Source organism: Methylobacterium sp. Leaf99 (assembly GCF_001422375.1).
GTDB lineage: Bacteria > Pseudomonadota > Alphaproteobacteria > Rhizobiales > Beijerinckiaceae > Methylobacterium.
In genome coordinates, this window is record NZ_LMMU01000001.1 from 1301185 (window position 1) to 1319798 (window position 18614).

An 18614-nucleotide genomic window follows, 5' to 3' on the forward strand; every position below is an offset into this window, starting at 1 on the left:
CTGAACGAGAGTGCAGTCATGCTGCGCCCCGCCCTCGCCCTCCTGCTCCTCACCACCGTGGCATCCCGCGCCGACGAGTGCGACGGCCTCGCCGCTCAGGTGGCATCCGCCATCGGCGGCAAGGCCGGGCGGCGGCAGGGACCGGGCGTCGAGATCCGAGTTCCGGGCGCCATCCGGATCGACCTCACCTGCCGGGCCGAGCCCATCGTCCAGGCGGCCTCCGGCGACCCGGCCCCCTCGGCCGCCTATTTCCAGGACCTCGCCGTCGCCGGGCAGATCGTGGTGGGCGTCTCCGCCGATGCCGTACAGGGGGCCCTTGCCACGGCCCATGCCACGGCGCTCCGCGAGGGCAAAAAATCCTTCATCCAGCAGAACGGCTGGTCGGCGAGCTGCTACACCGACCGGACCGGATCGATCCGTACCCTGTGCTCCGTGGGGCGCATCCCGCCGGGGTGAGGGAGCGGGCCGGAACCCGCTTCCATCACAAAGATCAATACTCGATCACGTCTTCCAGGGCGTAGTGCTTCACCGTCTTGCGGTTGGCGATGAGTTCGTCGATGGACGGCTCGCCCTTCATGGCGCGGCCGATGGCGAGCTTCGTCGCCTCGTAGTTGGTGCGGTAGAGGTCCTTGCGGTCGAGGTTGCCGTCCTCGGCGCAGCGCGGGTCGAGCCAGATCATGATGATCATGCACAGGTCGTCGAGGCCGTCCTTCGGCAGCACGCCCTCGATGACGCAGTCGATGATGGCGTCGCCCGTGGCGGCCTGGACCACGCCGCCGAGGAGCTCGACGTACTCGGCCGTGTGGATGGTGGCCTTGGTGGTCATCATCGTGGCCGGGCGCACGAGCTGGTTGAGGTCGCGCACCACGAACATCCGGGTGTGGCCCTGGACCTGGCCCATCATGCCGGCGAACGCCTGACCGGCGGGTCCGCGGGTGGAGCCGATGAGCACCTCCGGCATGGCGTCGGTGTATTGCCCCTCGGCGGCGAGTACGGTGGCCTCGCCGGTGCGGAACCAAATCTCGGACATGGGTCTCTTTCTCAGGCTTGAGAGCCCGGCGACGGGCCGGGCGGGTCGGGGCGCACAAACACCACCGGGCGGCGCGCCGTCAATCGCGAGAGGACGCCGCCAGAGGCCGCCGCGAGGGGCGCCGCAACTGGCGCTGGCCTCGCCAAGCGGGATCGGTCATGCAGCATTGGCGGAACGTCGCCGCGAAAAGGGTAACGAGCCGATGAGTGCAGGGTCACACGACCGGGACTGGAGCCTGTCGGTCGCGGCGGCGGAAGACGGCGTCCGGGTCGAGATCGGCCTGCCGGATGTCGCCGGTCGACCGTTCACCGCCATCCTCACCCTCGACCGCGACGAGGCCCGCACCCTCGCCCGCGCCCTGCTCGCCGCCTCGGGCGACGCCATCGAGCGGACTTTTTTGCAGCCGCCCGACGCTTGATCCTCGAAGTCTCGAGGGTTACAGCCCGACGCGGTTGCGGCCCGGCAGGCGCGGAACCTTGGTGCCGCGCGGCTCGATGGGGCCGGCGCAGGAATAGGTGAACTCGGTCTGGAGATCGGTGAACACCGTCTCGCCGGTGATCTTGCAATCCTCCCGCACGGTCTCGTCGAGGTAGGTGCGCGCCGCCTCGCGAAAGCGCTTGGCGCGGGTGAGGGACGGGTCGCCGCCGTCGAGGCGGTCGTCGATCCCGCAGCCGGTGATCTCCCGCAGGGAATTCGAGACGATGAGCATCTTGCGGATGCGGCGCTGGTCGTAGACCTCGTAGGGGTCCTTACAGCCGATGGTCACCACCTGTGGGGTCAGGCTGACATAGGTCTTCGACACGTAGGCGAAGCCGGTGCAGCCCGAGGCCAGGAGACCGAGGGCGGTGACGGCCAGGATCACGGCCGCCGTGTTGGATACGGGCATGGGGCTGGTCCGGTACACGATCGGGGCGCCCTTGCGTCTGGCCTCGCCAAAGTCTCGACGGCATTGAAGCGCAGGCGGCCCCACGGTCAAGCCTCACCGGGCCACACTCCCGCGCGTTTCCGCCGCTCCGGCCTCAGGCCAGGGCGCGCAGGCCCGCCCGAAGCCGCTCCGGCCCGGCCTCCGGCATCCGCGCCTCGACGGCCGCGTGCGCCGATACCCACAGGGGTAAGGCGTCGGCGAGGAGCGCCAGGCCGGCGGGCGTGAGGGCGAGGCGGCGACCGCGCCGGTCCTTCGGATCGGGGGACACCGCGACGAGGCCGCGCCGCTCCAGGGGCTTCAGGGCCGCCGTCAGGGTGGTGCGGTCCATGGCGAGCAGGGCCGCCACGGCGCCGAGCCCCGCGGGATCCGGCCGATTGAGGGCCATCAGCAGGGAGAACTGCCCGTGGGTGAGACTTAACGGCCGCATCACTTCGTCGAAGTGACGCGCCAGGGCGCGGGCGGCGCGCTGCACGTGGAGGCACAGGCAGGTGTCGCGCACCATCAGGGTCGCGGCGAACGGCACCAGGGGAGCGGCCTCAGACTTTGACATACACGATTTAGGTTGATATCAACCTAAATGTCAAGGCGACTCGCGGCGCGTCAGGGCCGCGACCGATTAGGGGGAGACTCGCGCATGGCCGCACCCGACGGACAGTTCATCTGGTACGAACTCATGACCACCGACACGGTCGCCGCGGAGGCGTTCTACCGCCGCGTCGTCGGTTGGGACGCGAGCCCGGCGGGCATCGACGGTGTGGACTACACCCAGTTCCGCGCCGGCACGGTGCCGGTGGCCGGGCTGACGACCCTGTCAGAGGGGACCGACGGCCGACCGGCCTGGACCGGCTCCATCGCAGTGACGGATGTCGACGCCTCCGCCGCGGCAGTGAAGCGGGCCGGTGGCGCCGTCCACTGCCCGCCCACCGAAATCCCCGGCATCGGCCGCTTCGCCGGGGTCGCCGACCCGCACGGCGCCGTCTTCCTGCTGTTCGCAGCCGGACCACCCTCGGACGAGGCTTGCGCCCCGCCGCCGGCCGGCTCCACGGCCCCCGGCCATGTCGGCTGGCGCGAGTTGCACGTCGGCGACCGCGAGACGGCCTTCGCCTTCTACGCCGGCCTGTTCGGCTGGACGCCGAGGGAGGCCATCGATCTCGGACCGATGGGCATCTACCAGCTCTTCGCCACGGGCGACGGCCCGGCGGTGGGCGGCCTGATGACCAAGCCGCCGCAGATGCAGGGGCCACCGGCCTGGCTCTACTACTTCACGGTCTCGGCAATCGATGCAGCCGCCGCGCGCATCGCCCAGGCCGGCGGACAGGTGCTCAACGGGCCGCATCAGGTGCCGGGCGGCGCCTGGATCCTGCACGGGCTCGACCCGCAGGGCGCGCTGTTCGCCCTGACGGCGGCGGAGCGATAGGTTCCCCCGCGGGGCGGAGGCGCCAGGAGCACCGCCGCCCCGCGAGATCCAAAAAGCTACTCCGCCGCCGCCGCGAGGTAGCGGGCCGGGTCATAGTTCAGGATCGGACCGAGCCAGCGCTCCACCTGCGCCAGGTCCATGCCCTTGCGGGCGGCGTAATCCTCGACCTGATCGCGCTCGACCTTGGCGACGCCGAAGTAATGCGAGTCCGGGTGGGCGATGTAGAGGCCCGACACCGACGAGCCCGGCCACATGGCGTAGGATTCCGTGAGCTTCACCCCGATGCGCGGCTCGGCCTTCAGCAGATCGAACAGCGTCACCTTCTCGGTGTGGTCGGGCTGGGACGGATAGCCGGGCGCCGGGCGGATGCCGGCATACTCTTCGCGGACCAGATCCTCGGGGGCGGTGGTCTCGTCGGCGGCGTAGCCCCAGAACTCCTTGCGCACGCGCTCGTGCATGCGCTCGGCCAGGGCCTCGGCGATGCGGTCGGCGAGCGCCTTCACCAGGATCGAGCGGTAATCGTCGTTGGCCCGCTCGAAGCGCTCGGCGATGCGGACTTCCTCCAACCCGGCCGTGACCACGAAGCCGCCGACGTAATCGGCGACGCCGGAGCCTTCCGGCGCCACGAAGTCGGACAGGCAGGTGTTGGCGCGGCCATCGCGCTTCGACAATTGCTGGCGCAGGCCGTGGAAGGTCGCGAGTTTCTCCGACCGGCTCTCTCCGGTGTAGAGGGCGATGTCGTCGCCGACGGAGTTCGCCGGCCAGAAGCCGATGATCGCCTTCGGGTTGAACCAGCGCTCGGCGACGATCTGGGCCAGCATCTCCTGCGCGTCATCGAACAGGGCTTTCGCCGCCGGTCCCTGGTTCGGGTCCTCGAAGATCGCCGGATAGCGGCCCTTGAACTCGTAGGTCTGCAGGAACGGCGTCCAGTCGATATAGGGCACGAGATCGGCGACCTCGTAGGAGGCGAAGACGCGCGCCCCGGTGAAGGTCGGCTTACGTGGCGCGTAGCCCGACCAGTCGATCCGGAACGGGTTGGCGCGGGCCTTGGCGAGCGGCAGGCGCTGCTTGTCGAGTTCCGAGCGGGCGTGGGCGTCGGCGACCTTCCTGTACTCGGCCCGGACCTTCTCGATGGTCGAATCCCGGGTCTCCTTCGAGAGCAGGCTCGAGACCACGCCCACCGAGCGGCTCGCATCGGTGACGTAGACGGTCTGGCCGCGGGCGTAGGACGGGTGGATCTTCACCGCCGTGTGGACGCGGCTCGTCGTGGCGCCACCGATGAGCAGGGGCACCGAAAAGCCCTCGCGCTCCATCTCGGCGGCGACGTGCACCATCTCGTCGAGGGACGGGGTGATGAGACCCGACAAGCCGACGATGTCGACGTTTTCCTTGCGGGCGACGTCGAGAATCTTGGCGGCCGAGACCATCACGCCGAGATCGATGATCTCGTAGTTGTTGCAGGCGAGCACGACGCCGACGATGTTCTTGCCGATGTCGTGGACGTCGCCCTTCACCGTCGCCATCAGGATCTTGCCCGCGGCCTGACGCTTGCCGTCGCCGCCGTTGGCGAGCTTCTCCGCCTCCATGAACGGCTCGAGATGGGCCACCGCCTGCTTCATCACGCGGGCGGACTTCACCACCTGCGGCAGGAACATCTTGCCCGAGCCGAACAGGTCCCCGACCACGTTCATGCCGGCCATGAGCGGGCCTTCGATGACGTGGAGGGGCCGGGCGGATTGGAGCCGCGCCTCTTCCGTGTCGGCGAGGATGTACTCGGTGATACCGTTGACCAGCGCGTGCTCGATGCGCTTCTCCACCGGCGCCTCGCGCCAGGACAGGTCGGCGGTCTTGGCCTGGACGCCGCCGCCGGACTTGAAGCGCGCCGCCGCTTCCAGCAGCCGGTCGGTGGAATCGTCGCGGCGGTTGAGGACCACGTCCTCGCACAGCTCGCGCAGCTCCGCCGGCAGCTCGTCGTAGATGGCGAGCTGGCCGGCATTCACGATGCCCATGTCCATGCCGACCTGGATCGCGTGGTACAGGAACACCGCGTGCATGGCCTCGCGCACGGGCTCGTTGCCGCGGAAGGCGAAGCTGAGGTTCGAGATGCCGCCCGAGATGTGGGCGTGGGGCAGGGTCTCGCGAATGATCCGGGTCGCCTCGATGAAGGCGACGCCGTAGCCGTTATGCTCCTCGATGCCGGTGGCGACGGCAAAGACGTTGGGGTCGAAGATGATGTCTTCCGGCGGGAAGCCGATCTCCTCGGTCAGGACCCGGTAGGCCTTGGTGCAGATCTCGACCTTGCGCTCCAGGGTGTCGGCCTGGCCCTGTTCGTCGAAGGCCATGACCACCACCGCCGCGCCGTAAGAGCGGCAGACACGCGCGTCGGCGATGAACTTGTCCACGCCCTCCTTCATGGAGATGGAGTTCACGATGGCCTTGCCCTGGACGCACTTCAGGCCGGCCTCGATGACGTGGAATTTCGAGGAATCGATCATCACCGGCACCCGGGCGATGTCGGGCTCGGCGGCGACGAGGTTGAGGAACTCCACCATGGCCTTCTCGGAATCGAGCAGGCCCTCGTCCATGTTGATGTCGATGATGCTGGCGCCCGCCGCCACCTGATCGCGGGCGACGTCCAGGGCCGCCGCGTAGTCGCCGGCGGTGACGAGCTTCCTGAACTTGGCCGAGCCGGTGACGTTGGTGCGCTCGCCGACGTTCACGAAGGGGATCTCCTTCGTCAGCGTGAACGGCTCCAGGCCCGACAGGCGCATGAGGCGCGGCACGTCGGGAATGACCCGCGGCTTGCACCCGGCGACGGCTTCAGCGATGGCGCGGATGTGGTCCGGCGTGGTGCCGCAGCAGCCGCCGACCATGTTGACGATGCCGCCGGCCGCGAATTCGCCGACCAGCTTGCCCATGGCCTCGGGGCTCTCGTCGTAGAGGCCGAATTCGTTGGGCAGGCCCGCATTCGGGTAGGCGCAGACCAGGGTGTCGGCGATGCGCGACAGCTCCGAGATGTGGCCCCGCATTTCCTTGGCGCCCAGCGCACAGTTGAGGCCGATGGTGAGCGGGGCGGAGTGGCGCAGGGCGTTCCAGAACGCCTCCGGGGTCTGGCCCGACAGGGTCCGGCCGGAGAGATCCGTGATCGTGCCCGAGATCATGATCGGCAGGGTGACGCCGCGCTCGTCGAACACGGCCCAGGCCGCCGCCACCGCCGCCTTGGCGTTGAGCGTGTCGAAGATCGTCTCGATGAGGATGAGTTCGGCGCCGCCATCCATGAGGCCGCGGACCTGCTCGACATAGGCCTGCTTGACCTCGTCGAAGGTGACCGCCCGGTAGCCCGGATTGTTGACGTCGGGCGAGATCGACAGGGTCCGGTTCGTCGGCCCGATGGCGCCGGCGACGAAGCGGCGGCGGCCATCCTGCGCCTCGGCGAGCTGGGCGGCCTCGCGGGCGAGGCGCGCGCCCTGCAGGTTCAGCTCGTGGATGATCGATTCCATGCCGTAATCGGCCTGGGCGATGGTGGTGCCGGAGAACGTGTTGGTCTCGCACATATCGGCGCCGGCGAGGAAGTAGTCGAGGTGGATCTGCCGGATCGCGTCGGGTTGCGTCAGGATCAGAAGGTCGTTGTTGCCCTTCTGATCGTGGCCGTGATCGGTGAACCGGTGCCCGCGAAAATCGGCCTCGCCGTAGCCGAGGCGCTGGATCACGGTGCCCATCGCCCCGTCGAGGACGAGGATTTTTTCGGCGGCGCGCTGGCGCAGGGCCGCTTCGATCTCTTTTCCGTCGACGGGGCGCAGGTCGGTCATGGGTTTCTCATGTCTCGTCACGGAGGTCCCCTCCCCCTTGCGGGGAGGGGTCAGGGGTGGGGGTGGTTGCGAAGGTGTCGCGCCGTATCCGGCACCACCCCCACCTCCGGCTCCTCCCCGCAAGGGGGAGGAGAGGCGCTGTCTGGGAAGGGCCCGACGGGCTTCAGGACCCCGTCTCCAGCACAGCGAGGCGCTTCTCGATGGCCTCGAGCCGCTCCTCAAACTGAGCGGCGGCATAGCGACCGAGGACGGATTCGCCGTTCACGGCCTCGCGCAGATTGTCGAAACGGCACTCAAGCTTGTCGAAGCGTGCATCGTGCTGTTCCAGTTTCCGATCAACACGATCGAAGCCGGCTTTCAGGTCCGCACGTATTTCACGTAACAAAGGAAGGATCATATCCTGCGGTTCGGCCACGGCACGCCTCCTGCTCCCACCCCTGATATCTAGGCGGCCGCCTTCGCGGCTTCCACCTTGGGGGCCGGCGCACGCAGGCCGAGCAGGTGGCAGATGGCGTAGACGAGGTCGGAGCGGTTCATCGAGTAGAAATGGAAGTCGTTGACGCCCTGATCGACCAGATCGAGCACCTGTTCGGCCGCCACCGCCGCCGCCACGAGGCGGCGGGTGTCGGGGTCGTTCTCGAGGCCCTCGAACCGGGCGGCGAGCCAGTACGGCACCGAGGCGCCGGTGCGGCGGGCGAAGTTGGCCGATTGCTTGAAGTTCTGGACGGGCAGGATCCCGGGAATGATGGGGATGTCGATGCCCGCCGCCCGCACCTTGTCGACGTAGCGCAGGTAGATGTCGTTCTCGAAGAAGAACTGCGTGATCGCCTGATCGGCCCCGGCATCGACCTTGGCCTTCAGGGCGTCGATGTCGGCGTCGAGGGAGGCGGCCTCCGGGTGCTTCTCGGGATAGGCCGAGACCGAAACCTTGAAGTCGCCGATGCGCTTGATGCCGGCGACGAGGTCCGCCGTCTGGGCGTAGCCGCCCGGATGCGGACGATAGGTCGTGCCGACCCCGTCCTGCGGGTCGCCGCGCAGGGCCACGATGTGGCGCACGCCGGCATCCCAGTAGGATTGCACGACGGCGTCGATCTCCTCGCGGGTGGCGTCGACGCAGGTGAGGTGGGCGGCGGGCTTCAGGCCGGTCTCGCGGACCATGCGGGCCACGGTGTTGTGGGTGCGCTCACGCGTCGAGCCGCCGGCCCCGTAGGTCACCGAGACGAATTTCGGCTGGAGCGGCGCGAGGCGCTCGATGGACTTCCACAGGATCTGCTCCATCTCGTCGGTCTTCGGCGGGAAGAACTCGATGGAGACCCGGATCGGGCGGTAGCCGTCGCGGCTGGCGCGGTGTTGGGAGGCGGTGGGCATCGGGGACGTCCTCAATGTCGGTCGGTTCAGACGGATCGCGAAAGCGGATGGGCCGGTCAGGCGACGGCCAGTTCCAGTCCGGCCTCGGCGGCATCCGCCCCGAGCCAGAGGGTGACGGTGAGCTGGTGATCGGCCTCCGCCGCCGGGGGGGCGAGGTCGCGGGTGGTGACGGTGGCGAGGCCCGCATCGTTGAGCCAGCCCGTCACCTGCTCGGGCGCGAAGCCGAGGCGGCGATGGGCCTGGGTCTCGCGCAGGAACTCGAGGCCGTGGGGCGCGAAATCGACCACGAGGAGGCGCCCGCCCGGCGCCACGAGGCGGGCGGCCTCGCGCAGCGCCCGCGCCGGATCGTCGAGGTAGTGCAGCACCTGATGCACCAGCACGAGGTCGAAGCTGCCCCTGCCGAAGGGCGGGGCGTGGATGTCGCCCTGGCGCAGGTCCACCCGCGACAGGCCGGCCCGCTCCAGGTTGGCCCGGGCGACGGACAGCATGGCGTGGCTGGAATCGAGGCCCGTGGCGCGGGTGGCGCGGCCGGCGAGCAGTCCGAGCATCCGGCCGGTGCCGGTACCGAGGTCGATGAGGTTGCGGATCGGCCGGTTGCCCAGCGCGTCGAGGACGGCGGCCTCGACGGTGGCCTCCGGCACGTGGAGCGAGCGCAGGTGATCCCATTTCGGGGCGAGGCGGGCGAAGAAGGTCTGGGCGGCCTCGGCCCGCTGGGCGCGCACGGCCTCGCGCCGCGCCCGGTCCTCCGAGAGCGGCGGGCTCCCCGCATCAAGCCCGGCGATGAGGGGATCGACGAGGCCGGCCCGGCCGTCGAGGAGGCGGAAGAACGCCCAGGCCCCCTCGCGGTGACGCTCGACGAGGCCGGCTTCGACTAGGAGCTTCAGGTGGCGCGAGATGCGGGGCTGCGACTGGCCCAAAATGTCGGTCAGGTCGGAGACCGACAGTTCGCCTTCCGCCAGGAGGGCGAGGATGCGCAGGCGCGTCTCCTCGGCCGCCGCACGCAGCACGCCGAGGGCGTGCGCGAACGGCACCGATGGTTCTGCTGAGGCACCTGCATGAGACATAAAGATATGTTTATGTGCAATCCCGGGCCCTGGCAAGGGGCTCCGCGCGGGAACCGGCGTCAGGGTCCGTCTCCGTTCCACAGCCACGCCGCGCCCCTGACCCCGGAGGCGTCGCCGTGCAGGCTCGGGCGGATGGGGGTGTCGAACCGGTCCGAGAACACGTGGGGCGCCGTCAGGTCGGCGAGACCCTCGAACAGTTCGGGCAGGCGCGAGAGGCCGCCGCCGATGACGATGGTGTCGGGATCGAGGATGTTGACCACGTGGGCAAGCGCCCGGCCGAGGCGGTCGCGGTAGCGCGCGAAGGTTCTTTGCGCGATCACGTCGCCCGTGCGCATCGCCGCCACGACGGCCTCGGCGGTGAGGGCGTTTCCGGTATGGCGAGCGTGGTCGGCGGCCAGCCCCGGCCCCGACAGCCAGGTCTCGATGCAGCCGGTGCGGCCGCAATAGCAGGCCGCCCCCGGACGCTCGTCGTCGCGCGGCGCCGGCAGCGGGTTGTGGCCCCACTCGCCGGCGATGCGGCCCCGGCCCGATAGGGCGCGGCCGTGGAGCGCGATGCCGGAGCCGACGCCGGTGCCGAGGATGATCGCCCAGACGACGGCGGCACCGGCGCCCGCTCCGTCGACGGCCTCGGACACGGCGAGGCAATTGGCGTCGTTCTCGACCCGCACGGGGCGGCCGAGGGCGTGGGCGAGGTCGGCGGCGAAGGGCCGGCCGTTGAGCCAGGTCGAGTTGGCGTTCTTGACGAGACCCGTGGCCGGCGCGAGGGCGCCCGGCATGCCCACGCCGACTCTGCCGGCGGGTCCGGTGCGGGCTTCGAGGCCGGCGACGAGGGTGGCGATGGCGCCGAGGGTGCCGGCGTAATCCTCACGCGGTGTGGCGACGCGGGCCTCCGCCCGCGTCGCCCCGGTATCATCGAGGACGATCCCGGCGATCTTGGTGCCGCCGAGGTCGATTCCGAGGCGCAAGGTTTTGGATCAGCGCGCGGGCGCGGGGATGGGCGCGGCCGCCGCGGACGGCGTGGTGGCCGGGTCCATGTTGGGCGCGTGATCCGAGATGTCCGTGCCGATGGAGAAGGGGTGCTCCATCACCTGGCGCAGCTTCTCCCGGTCGAGCTCGCCCTCCCAGCGGCTGACCACGACGGTGGCGACACCGTTGCCGATGAGGTTGGTGATGGCCCGGCATTCCGACATGAACTTGTCGACGCCGAGGATCAGCGTCATGGCGGCCACCGGAACCGGGTTGTTGGGGATGGCCGAGAGCGTCGCCGCCAGGGTGATGAAGCCCGCCCCCGTGACGCCCGAGGCGCCCTTCGAGGTCAGCATCGCCACGAGGATGATGGTGGCGTACTGGCCGAACGACAGGTCCGCGCCCACCGCCTGGGCGAGGAACAGGGTCGCCAGGGTCATGTAGATGTTGGTGCCGTCGAGGTTGAACGAGTAGCCCGTGGGGATCACGAGGCCGACCACGGAATCCGAGGCGCCGAGGCGGCGCATCTTCGTCATCATGTGCGGCAGCACCGTCTCGGACGACGAGGTGCCGAGGACGATGAGGAGCTCGTCCTTGATGTAGGCGAGGAAGCGGAAGATCGAGAAGCCGGCCACCCGGGCGATGCCGCCGAGCACGACGACGACGAACAGGAATGCCGTGACGTAGAAGGTGCCCACCAGCCAGGCGAGGTCGACCACCTTGCCGATGCCGTACTGGCCGATGGTGAAGGCCATGGCGCCGAAGGCGCCGATGGGCGCCAGCTTCACCACGAGGCCGATGATGCGGAAGAAGATCTGCCCCATCGTGTCGATGGCGTGGGTGATGACCTCGCCGCGCTTGCCCATGCCGGTGACGACGACGCCGGTGAGGATCGAGATCAGCAGCACCTGGAGCAGATCGCCGGTGGCGAAGGCGTCGAAGAAGCTCTTCGGGATCAGCGCCATGATGTGGCCGGTCACCGAATCGTCGGCGGCCATCTTGGCGTACTTCTCCACCGACTTGCCGTCGAGCTTCGTCACGTCGGCGTTGAAGCCGGCGCCGGGCTTGACCACCTCGCCGACGAGGATGCCGATGAGCAGGGCGATGGTGGAGACCACCTCGAAGTAGACCAGGGCCTTCAGGCCGACGCGGCCGACCTTCTTCAGGTCACCGATGGAGGCGATGCCGTGCACGATGGTACAGAAGATGATCGGCGCGATCATCATCTTGATCAGGGCGATGAAGGCGTCACCCAGCCACTTGACCGACTTGCCCCATTCCGGATGGAGGTAGCCGAGCAGGATGCCGAGCGCGATGGCAATCAGCACCTGGATGTAGAGGACCTTGTACCAGGGTTCGGCCACCCGTGGGGGCTCGGCCACCGTGCCGTGGGTCATCGCCTGGGACATCGTTCCCTCGCCCGTCGTGTTTCTTGCTCGCGACGCTAGCGAAGTTGTGGGCACCACTCAATCGCGCAGGCGGGGATGAAAGTGACATTCTCGCACGTGCGGCCGCATCCCGAACGGGGCGCGGCCGCACGTGCCTCGATCGGGCCCCGATCAGGTCTGGTTGCGGCGCGGGCGGACGGTCCAGCGCTCGAATTCGGCCCCGGCCTCCTCGGCCCGCGCGGGCTGGGCGGCCTCGCCCTCGGGCGGGAGGGGCTGCGGGTTGCCGAGGGCCTGCGACAGGCTCTCGATCACGTCGTCAATCCGGGCGTCGTTGGGGCCGCCGGCCTCCTGGGTCGTGGCCTCATGGGGTACGGCCTCGGGCGCCGCGACCGGCACGGGGGCCGGTGCCGGGGGAACCGGCTGAGCGCCGCCGCCGGCGACACGGCGCAGGGCCTTCATCATGCCGTCCTCGTCCGCCGGCTTGGCGGCCGCCGCACCGGAGGCGGCGCCGTACCGGCCGAAGCCGAAGCGGGGCTCGACGAGGTCGAGGACTGCCTCGAGGGCGGCGTTGCTCAGGGCGATCTCGCCCGGCTGGGGCGCGCCCTGGAGGGCGACGGCGTGACGCTCGTAGGCCGCGTCGCCCGAGACCTCGGGGCCGAACCACACCGGCACCGGGAAGGCGTTGGCGTCGCCGATCTCGTCGAAGGTCACGCTGACGAGGTCGAGGTTGCCCGGGGCGACGTAGCGGTCGATGCGCGCCTCCCGGCCGGCGCCCAGGGCGATGGCGGTGCGGTCGTACTGGGCCTTGCCGCTGCAGACGTCGAGCAGGGCGTCGCCGTGGGCGCGCGGCACGTCCGTGCGCTCCTCGGTCGAGGCCCCGTCCTGGTCCGTACTGACGAGGACGAGGTGGCATTGCTGGCCGTCGACCCGGACGTAGGAGACGCGTCCGGCCTGGGGCGCGAAGTAGCCTTCGGTGATCCGGGCACCGCCCCGCTCCTTGCGGATGAGGCGCACGAGGGAGGGGGCGACGAGGAACCGGCGAACGATGCTCATGCGGAGTCTCCGGGGGTCTGTGCGTCCCACGGTCGAGGTTCCGCCGGACTGACATTCACGGGCGCCTCGATCTTTCGAACGATGCGGTCTGCGCAGCGCCCATCAGCGGGCGCCGCGGTATTCGTCAGAGAATTACCATTCCGGGACTAAGCAAAACACCGCAGAAATCAAGGTGGTGCGCCGGATTACGCCCGCGATCCACCGCTCCGTCCCCATCTCGATCCCTTGCTCGATCCCCCGCCTGATGGCCGTCGCGGCGACTGTCGCGCGACGCCCCGCCGTCTCATCCGCGCGGCTCGAACCGCAGGGAGATCCCGTTCATGCAGTAGCGCAGGCCGGTGGGGGCCGGACCGTCGTCGAAGACGTGGCCGAGATGGCCCTTGCAGCGGGCGCAGTGCGCCTCCGTCCGGGTCATCCAGTGACTGCGGTCGACCTGGGTCTCCACGGCCTCGGGGAACGGTGCGAAGAAGCTCGGCCAGCCGGTGCCGGACTCGAACTTGGTGCCGTTCTCGAACAGCGGCGCATCGCAGCCGGCGCAGTGGAACACGCCCGGGCGCTTCTCGGCGTTGAGGCAGCTCGTGCCGGCGCGCTCGGTGCCGTGCTGGCGCAGCACCCGGTACTGCTCGGGGGACAGAATCTCGCGCCACTCGGCGTCGGTGCGGGTGTCGGCGGTTGGTGCGGTCATGGGTCGGATCCATCGCGAGGGAAACGGTGTGGTTTCCCCCTAGATAGGGTCCCGGAGCCATCCCGTGGAGGCCAGCCGACCGCGTCGGCTCGTCCGATGGCCCCGACGCTAGGCCACGGCCCCGAGGGTGTCGGCCATCCGGGCCCGGCGCGCACCCATGGGCAGGGGAGCGCCCGTGGTGGTGTCGTGGGCGGTCTGGTGCTCCATCTCGGCGTTGATCTCGCCACCGAGCAGCACGATGGTAGTGGAGATCCAGATCCAGGTCATGAAGCCGATGGCGGCACCGAGGGAGCCGTAGGTCTCGTTGTAGTTGCCGAAGCTCGACACGTACCAGGAGAACAGGATCGAGGCGACGAGCCACAGCACGCCCGCCACGGCGCCCCCGACGCCGACCCAGCGCCAGCGCGGCCGCTCCCGGCTCGGACCGTAGCGGTAGAGCAGCGACAGGCCGCCGAGCACCACCACCAGCAGGGCGGGCCAGCGCAGCTGGGCCAGCAGCCAGGCGGTGTCGCTGAAGCCCACGAAGGTGAACACGAGGGGCAGCACGACGATGCTCGACAGGGCGAAGATCGTGAACAGCAGGGCGCCGATGGTGAAGGTGAGGGAGCGCAGGTTGAGCATCACGAACGAGCGCTTCTCCTCCTCCTCGTAGACCACGTTGAGGGCATCGAACATCGCCTTCATGGCGGCGTTGGCGCTCCACAGGGAGATGACGAGGCTGGTGAAGAAGGTCAGCCCCAGGGACCCGCCACCCTTGGCGGCGATGCGCTTGACCTGATCGCCGACGATCTCGATGGCGCCCGACGGCAGCACGCCCTGCAAGCTCGCGAGATGGTCGTTGATGGACCCGACATCGGCGACGAGGCCGTAGCAGGAGACCAGGGCGGCGATGGCCGGGAACAGGGACAGGAGGGTGTAGAACGTGACCCCGGCGGCCACCGACAGCACCCGGTCCTTGTTGAACTCCAGGTAGACGCGAAACAGGATGTCCTTCCAGCCGCTGGCGGTGATCTCCAGGGGCGTGCGGGCGGCGCGCCCGCGCCCGGCCTGCGTGGCGGCGACCCATTCGGCGGAGCGCCCGCTATGGGAGCGCGCCCCCCCGTCCCGGTTCCGGTCGGGCTCGGGCGGGGCGACGGGCCCGTCCCTCCGCGTCCGGCCGCGGGTCCCCGCCGCCAGGGCGACGAGGGCCGCCCCCATGGCCAGGGTCCACAGGACGGAGGCGGCGCCAATCTGGGCGGGCGCCGGTTCGGGGGAGGAAGGCATCGCGGCGGGGACCGTTCGGGCGGCAGGAGGTGCCAAGCTTGAGCTTACGCTGAGCAGAACGCCGGGGCCTGCGGGGCGTTCCGCCCTGCCGGACGGTCCGGGCCGGGTTCAGGCGCGGTAGAGCCCCGCATGCGTCTCCCGCAGGACGTTCTTCTGGACCTTGCCCATGGCGTTGCGGGGCAGGTCGTCGACGAAGAGTACGCGCTTGGGGCACTTGTAGCGGGCAAGCCGCGCCTCGAGGGTGCGCAGGATCGCGGCCTCGTCGGGGGCGCCGTCGCGGGCCACCACCACCGCCGTCACGCCCTCGCCGAAATCGGCGTGGGCCAAGCCGATGACCGCCGACTCGACCACGCCCGGCAGGGCGTCGATCTCGTTCTCGACCTCCTTCGGGTAGACGTTGTAGCCGCCGGTGATGATGAGGTCCTTGCCGCGCCCGACGATGTGGACGTAGCCGTCGGCGTCGATCTTGCCGAGGTCGCCGGTGACGAAGAACCCGTCGGCCTTGAACTCGGCCGCCGTCTTCTCCGGCATGCGCCAGTAGCCCCGGAACACGTTGGCGCCCTTCACCTCGATCATCCCGACGGCGTCGGTCCCGAGGTGCGTCCCCGTCTCGGGATCCACCACCCGCACGGCGACGCCCGGGAGCGCCGGCCCCACGGTGCCGGCCACCCGCGCCCCCGCGTAGGGGTTCGAGGTGTTCATGTTGGTCTCGGTCATGCCGTAGCGTTCGAGGATGGCGTGGCCCGTGCGGGCCTCCCAGTCGCGGTGGGTCTCGGCGAGCAGCGGCGCCGAGCCGGAGACGAACAGACGGATAGTTTTCGCGATGGCAGCATCGAGGCCCGGCTCCTTGAGCAGGCGGGTGTAGAAGGTCGGCACGCCCATCATCGCGGTGGCGCGCGGCATCAGGCCCAGCACCTGCCGCGCGTCGAACTTTGCCAGGAACAGCATCGTGCCGCCCGTGGCCAGAACGGTGTTGGTCGCCACGAACAGGCCGTGGGTGTGGAACACCGGCAGGGCATGGATGAGCACGTCGTCGGCGGTAAAGCGCCAGACTTCGGCGAGCGTCCGGGCGTTCGACGCGAGGTTCTCGTGGGTGAGCATGGCGCCCTTGGAGCGCCCGGTGGTCCCCGAGGTGTACAGGATCGCCGCGAGATCGTCGGGGCCGCGCGCCACGTCGGCGAAGTCGCCCGGAGCCGCATCCGCCGCCGCGACCAGGCTGCCGCGCCCGGACGCGTCGAGGGTCCGCATTGCGGCCACGCCGGCCCCCTGCGCCACCGGCTCCAGGGCCTCGTGCTTGCCCGGATCGCACACGAACACGGTGGGCTCCGCATCACCGAGGAAGTAGGCGACCTCGTGGGCGGTGTAGGCGGTGTTCAGGGGCAGGAACACGGCCCCCGCCCGGACGGTGCCGAGGTACAGGAACAGGAATTCAGGGCTCTTCTCGGCCTGCACCGCAACCCGGTCGCCGGGCTTCACCCCCAGCCCGACCAGGGCCGCCGCATAGGCGCCCGACTGCGCCAGGAGGTCGGCATAGGTGAACCGCGTGCCGTCCCCCGTCTCGACGAAGGTTTTCGTGGCCGGATCGGCGGGCAGGCTCGCGCGGACGAGGTCGAAGAGGTGATTGGGCATGCGGGCTTCGGATTGCTTTCAGGCGTCGGCCAGGGCCACCGCGCGGGCGGGCGGCAGGTTGTTGCGCAACTCGCGGCTGACCGCGCTGGAGGCCGCGACGGTGCCGAGGTTGGCGTAGGTCTCGTGGTTCTTCTCGATGGCCGAGAGGTCGTAGAGGTAGTTGACCATCAGCCCGCGCGACTGGCCCAACCCCTTGGGCGAGACGTCGCCGAGGAAGTTCAGGCGCTCCAGGCGGGCGCCGTTGCCGAGGTGGAACCGGGCGACGGGATCGAGCGGCTTGCCGCGCTCGTTCTTGGCGCGGAGGAAATAGGCGGCGGCCGCCGGGATCATCGCCTTGCGCACGGCCTCGGCCTTGGCCTTGTCCGAGAACCAGTCCGGCTCGTCGATGGCGCGCAGGGCCTCGACATCCTCGTGGGTGAGCCCCTGCGGCGCGTCGGCCCGGCGCTCGCGGTCGAGCCAGGTCGCGAAGCCCGGCACCGGCGACAGGGTGACGAAGGTCTTGAGGGTGGGGATCTCGCGGGCCAGATCCTCCACCACCTGCTTGATGAGGAAGTTGCCGAAGGTGACGCCGGCCAGACCCTTCTGGCAGTTGGAGATGGAATAGAAGATCGCCGTGGTGGCCGCGCGCGGCGGCAGCAGGTCGCGCTCGTGGGCGAGGATCGGCGCGATGGCGGGGGCGATGGCGGCGGTCAGCGCCACCTCGACGAAGATCAGTGGCTCGTCGACGAGGGCTGGGTGGAAAAAGGCGAAGCAGCGCCGGTCCCGCGGCTCGATGCGGCGGCGCAGGTCGTCCCAATCCGCGATGGCGTGGACCGCCTCGTAGCGGATGATCTTTTCCAGGATATGGGCCGGCGTGGTCCAGTCGATGTGGCGCAGCACGAGGAAGCCGCGGTTGAACCACGAGGCGAACAGGTGCTCGAAATCGCTGTCGAGGCTGTCGGCGGCGTCGACGAGGTCGGGGTCGGCCTCCTCGTCGCGCAGGGACCGGCGCAGGCCGAACAGGTCCTCGCGCATGCGCACCAGGGCGAGGGTGCCGTCCCGGGCGAGGTTCAGGCGCCGGATCAGCTCCTGGCTGCGCGGCTCGGCGGCGTCGTGCAGGACGCCGAGGGCCGCCCGCGACGGCGCGGCGCGGTAGGCCGAGATGGCCTCGTCGACGGCGGCGTGGTCAGCGGCGAACTCGGTAGCGACCATGCGCAGGAAGCTCGCCCGCTCGGGCCGGGCGAGGCTGGCGTATCGGTCGAGGATGAGCCGGGCGAGGGCGACGCCGGAGGCCTCGCCGCGCCGGGAGATCAGGTCCTCGCACAGCTTGACCAGTTCCTGCGCGTTGGCGCGGGCGGCGAGATCCCCACGCCCGAACCCGATGAGGTCGCGGCCCCGGTCGCTGATGGTCTGCAGCAGATCGCCGAAGAAAGAGATCGCCGCCATGGAAGCCGCCTGTCCCCGTACTGGCGCCCGAACCGGGCGGTCCCGCCACGCGCATCCGCGCACGGCTCGACGAACACTCTATGACGGCCCCGCGCGAAGGACCAGAGACCTAGGCCGGTTCGCTTCGGCACGCCGACGCGGCGCAGTGCCCGCCCCTTCGGCGTGTCGCAGATTCACGCCGCGAAACCGGTGACCTCGGTCGTGCAACGGGCCCGGGACGGCCGGAGGCCGCGTGCGTCAGCTCGCGCCGCCGGCGGCGATGATCTCGGCCCGGTCGGCCCGCTCCCGCCAGTCCTCGACGCCGTGCTGGCGGGCGAAGCGCAGTTCCGCTGCCCGGAGCGCCCGCACGGGATCGCGGGCCCGGACGATGGCGACGGAGCCGACGGGGAAGGGAACGCCCAGGATTTCCTTGGCAAACTCGACACGATAGTTCGGCATTCGAGGCTCCGTCGTCGGACCCGGCGGGCCGCTCCCGTGGAACGGAGCGCGATTCGCCGGGCCATGGCTGCGATCAGACCGCAAAATCTCGCGTTTTCCAAGGGGTTGGCCCGGCTTGTCAGCCCGATTCCGGGTCCCTCGGCCGCCAAAACGT

The 18614-nt window shown here is 69.9% G+C and carries 18 protein-coding genes; 3 read left to right on the forward strand and 15 right to left on the reverse strand.

All coding sequences use genetic code 11. The features are described from left to right. The first annotated feature begins 18 nt into the window (after positions 1-18). A complete protein-coding gene (locus ASF28_RS05915; RefSeq protein WP_056088896.1) occupies positions 19-456 on the forward strand; it encodes a hypothetical protein in 438 nt (145 codons plus the stop codon). Between the two features lie 34 nt (positions 457-490). Here the strand turns inward: ASF28_RS05915 and fae are convergent, their stop codons facing one another. Beyond that, positions 491-1030, reverse strand: a complete 540-nt coding sequence (gene fae / locus ASF28_RS05920) for a formaldehyde-activating enzyme (RefSeq protein WP_056088899.1) — start codon at positions 1028-1030, stop codon at positions 491-493. Positions 1031-1232: 202 nt separating this feature from the next. On the opposite strand from fae, the gene ASF28_RS05925 reads away from it, so the two are divergent. Next, the gene (locus ASF28_RS05925; RefSeq protein WP_056088904.1) at positions 1233-1448 is read left to right on the forward strand and encodes a hypothetical protein; all 216 of its coding nucleotides are present in this window, start codon (positions 1233-1235) and stop codon (positions 1446-1448) included. A gap of 18 nt (positions 1449-1466) precedes the next feature. Here ASF28_RS05925 and ASF28_RS05930 read toward each other — a convergent pair whose 3' ends face one another. Together ASF28_RS05930 and ASF28_RS05935 are read right to left on the reverse strand one after the other, a co-directional pair. Continuing rightward, positions 1467-1916 carry a hypothetical protein gene (locus ASF28_RS05930; RefSeq protein WP_056088909.1) on the reverse strand — a complete coding sequence of 150 codons (450 nt, stop codon included), beginning with the start codon at positions 1914-1916 and terminating at the stop codon, positions 1467-1469. A gap of 133 nt (positions 1917-2049) precedes the next feature. After that, on the reverse strand, positions 2050-2505 hold the full coding sequence (locus tag ASF28_RS05935; RefSeq protein WP_056088912.1) for a MarR family winged helix-turn-helix transcriptional regulator: 456 nt from the start codon (positions 2503-2505) through the stop codon (positions 2050-2052). Between the two features lie 84 nt (positions 2506-2589). Here ASF28_RS05935 and ASF28_RS05940 point away from each other — a divergent pair, with 84 nt between their 5' ends. Continuing rightward, positions 2590-3372, forward strand: coding sequence for a VOC family protein (locus tag ASF28_RS05940; RefSeq protein WP_056088913.1), 783 nt, complete (start codon positions 2590-2592; stop codon positions 3370-3372). A gap of 56 nt (positions 3373-3428) precedes the next feature. On the opposite strand, the gene metH is transcribed toward ASF28_RS05940, so the two are convergent. The 12 genes from metH to ASF28_RS06000 form a co-directional block, all read right to left on the reverse strand. Further along, on the reverse strand, positions 3429-7181 hold the full coding sequence (gene metH / locus ASF28_RS05945; RefSeq protein WP_056088916.1) for a methionine synthase: 3753 nt from the start codon (positions 7179-7181) through the stop codon (positions 3429-3431). 163 nt (positions 7182-7344) lie between these two features. Then, positions 7345-7596 (reverse strand): hypothetical protein, encoded by a 252-nt coding sequence (locus ASF28_RS05950; protein ID WP_056088919.1) that lies wholly within the window; start codon positions 7594-7596, stop codon positions 7345-7347. Between the two features lie 29 nt (positions 7597-7625). After that, positions 7626-8549 (reverse strand): methylenetetrahydrofolate reductase [NAD(P)H], encoded by a 924-nt coding sequence (metF, locus tag ASF28_RS05955; protein ID WP_056088921.1) that lies wholly within the window; start codon positions 8547-8549, stop codon positions 7626-7628. 56 nt (positions 8550-8605) lie between these two features. Beyond that, positions 8606-9613, reverse strand: coding sequence for an ArsR/SmtB family transcription factor (locus tag ASF28_RS05960; protein WP_056088924.1), 1008 nt, complete (start codon positions 9611-9613; stop codon positions 8606-8608). 59 nt (positions 9614-9672) lie between these two features. After that, positions 9673-10578, reverse strand: a complete 906-nt coding sequence (locus tag ASF28_RS05965) for an ROK family protein (protein ID WP_056088928.1) — start codon at positions 10576-10578, stop codon at positions 9673-9675. Between the two features lie 9 nt (positions 10579-10587). After that, positions 10588-11988, reverse strand: coding sequence for a dicarboxylate/amino acid:cation symporter (locus tag ASF28_RS05970; protein WP_056088931.1), 1401 nt, complete (start codon positions 11986-11988; stop codon positions 10588-10590). 150 nt (positions 11989-12138) lie between these two features. Further along, entirely contained in the window at positions 12139-13020 is an 882-nt protein-coding gene (locus tag ASF28_RS05975) for a hypothetical protein (protein WP_056088934.1), read from the reverse strand. 283 nt (positions 13021-13303) lie between these two features. Next, positions 13304-13705 (reverse strand): peptide-methionine (R)-S-oxide reductase MsrB, encoded by a 402-nt coding sequence (msrB, locus tag ASF28_RS05980; RefSeq protein ID WP_056088937.1) that lies wholly within the window; start codon positions 13703-13705, stop codon positions 13304-13306. Between the two features lie 108 nt (positions 13706-13813). After that, positions 13814-14968: a YihY/virulence factor BrkB family protein gene (locus ASF28_RS05985; protein WP_056088941.1), complete on the reverse strand. Its 1155-nt coding sequence runs from the start codon at positions 14966-14968 to the stop codon at positions 13814-13816. Positions 14969-15076: 108 nt separating this feature from the next. Next, positions 15077-16597 carry a malonate--CoA ligase gene (locus ASF28_RS05990; RefSeq protein ID WP_056088944.1) on the reverse strand — a complete coding sequence of 507 codons (1521 nt, stop codon included), beginning with the start codon at positions 16595-16597 and terminating at the stop codon, positions 15077-15079. An 18-nt stretch (positions 16598-16615) separates the two neighbouring features. Further along, positions 16616-18022, reverse strand: coding sequence for a malonyl-CoA decarboxylase (locus ASF28_RS05995; protein ID WP_056088948.1), 1407 nt, complete (start codon positions 18020-18022; stop codon positions 16616-16618). A gap of 237 nt (positions 18023-18259) precedes the next feature. Continuing rightward, on the reverse strand, positions 18260-18460 hold the full coding sequence (locus ASF28_RS06000; protein ID WP_056088951.1) for a hypothetical protein: 201 nt from the start codon (positions 18458-18460) through the stop codon (positions 18260-18262). Positions 18461-18614: the final 154 nt, after the last annotated feature.

Bases quoted from the DNA above. Each gene is read 5' to 3' on its own strand.
- ASF28_RS05915 (WP_056088896.1), top strand. From the start codon at position 19: ATGCTGCGCCCCGCCCTCGCCCTCCTGCTCCTCACCACCGTGGCATCC.
- fae (WP_056088899.1), bottom strand. From the start codon at position 1,030: ATGTCCGAGATTTGGTTCCGCACCGGCGAGGCCACCGTACTCGCCGCC.
- ASF28_RS05925 (WP_056088904.1), top strand. From the start codon at position 1,233: ATGAGTGCAGGGTCACACGACCGGGACTGGAGCCTGTCGGTCGCGGCG.
- ASF28_RS05930 (WP_056088909.1), bottom strand. From the start codon at position 1,916: ATGCCCGTATCCAACACGGCGGCCGTGATCCTGGCCGTCACCGCCCTC.
- ASF28_RS05935 (WP_056088912.1), bottom strand. From the start codon at position 2,505: ATGTCAAAGTCTGAGGCCGCTCCCCTGGTGCCGTTCGCCGCGACCCTG.
- ASF28_RS05940 (WP_056088913.1), top strand. From the start codon at position 2,590: ATGGCCGCACCCGACGGACAGTTCATCTGGTACGAACTCATGACCACC.
- metH (WP_056088916.1), bottom strand. From the start codon at position 7,181: ATGACCGACCTGCGCCCCGTCGACGGAAAAGAGATCGAAGCGGCCCTG.
- metF (WP_056088921.1), bottom strand. From the start codon at position 8,549: ATGCCCACCGCCTCCCAACACCGCGCCAGCCGCGACGGCTACCGCCCG.
- ASF28_RS05960 (WP_056088924.1), bottom strand. From the start codon at position 9,613: ATGTCTCATGCAGGTGCCTCAGCAGAACCATCGGTGCCGTTCGCGCAC.
- ASF28_RS05970 (WP_056088931.1), bottom strand. From the start codon at position 11,988: ATGTCCCAGGCGATGACCCACGGCACGGTGGCCGAGCCCCCACGGGTG.
- ASF28_RS05975 (WP_056088934.1), bottom strand. From the start codon at position 13,020: ATGAGCATCGTTCGCCGGTTCCTCGTCGCCCCCTCCCTCGTGCGCCTC.
- msrB (WP_056088937.1), bottom strand. From the start codon at position 13,705: ATGACCGCACCAACCGCCGACACCCGCACCGACGCCGAGTGGCGCGAG.
- ASF28_RS05985 (WP_056088941.1), bottom strand. From the start codon at position 14,968: ATGCCTTCCTCCCCCGAACCGGCGCCCGCCCAGATTGGCGCCGCCTCC.
- ASF28_RS05990 (WP_056088944.1), bottom strand. From the start codon at position 16,597: ATGCCCAATCACCTCTTCGACCTCGTCCGCGCGAGCCTGCCCGCCGAT.
- ASF28_RS05995 (WP_056088948.1), bottom strand. From the start codon at position 18,022: ATGGCGGCGATCTCTTTCTTCGGCGATCTGCTGCAGACCATCAGCGAC.
- ASF28_RS06000 (WP_056088951.1), bottom strand. From the start codon at position 18,460: ATGCCGAACTATCGTGTCGAGTTTGCCAAGGAAATCCTGGGCGTTCCC.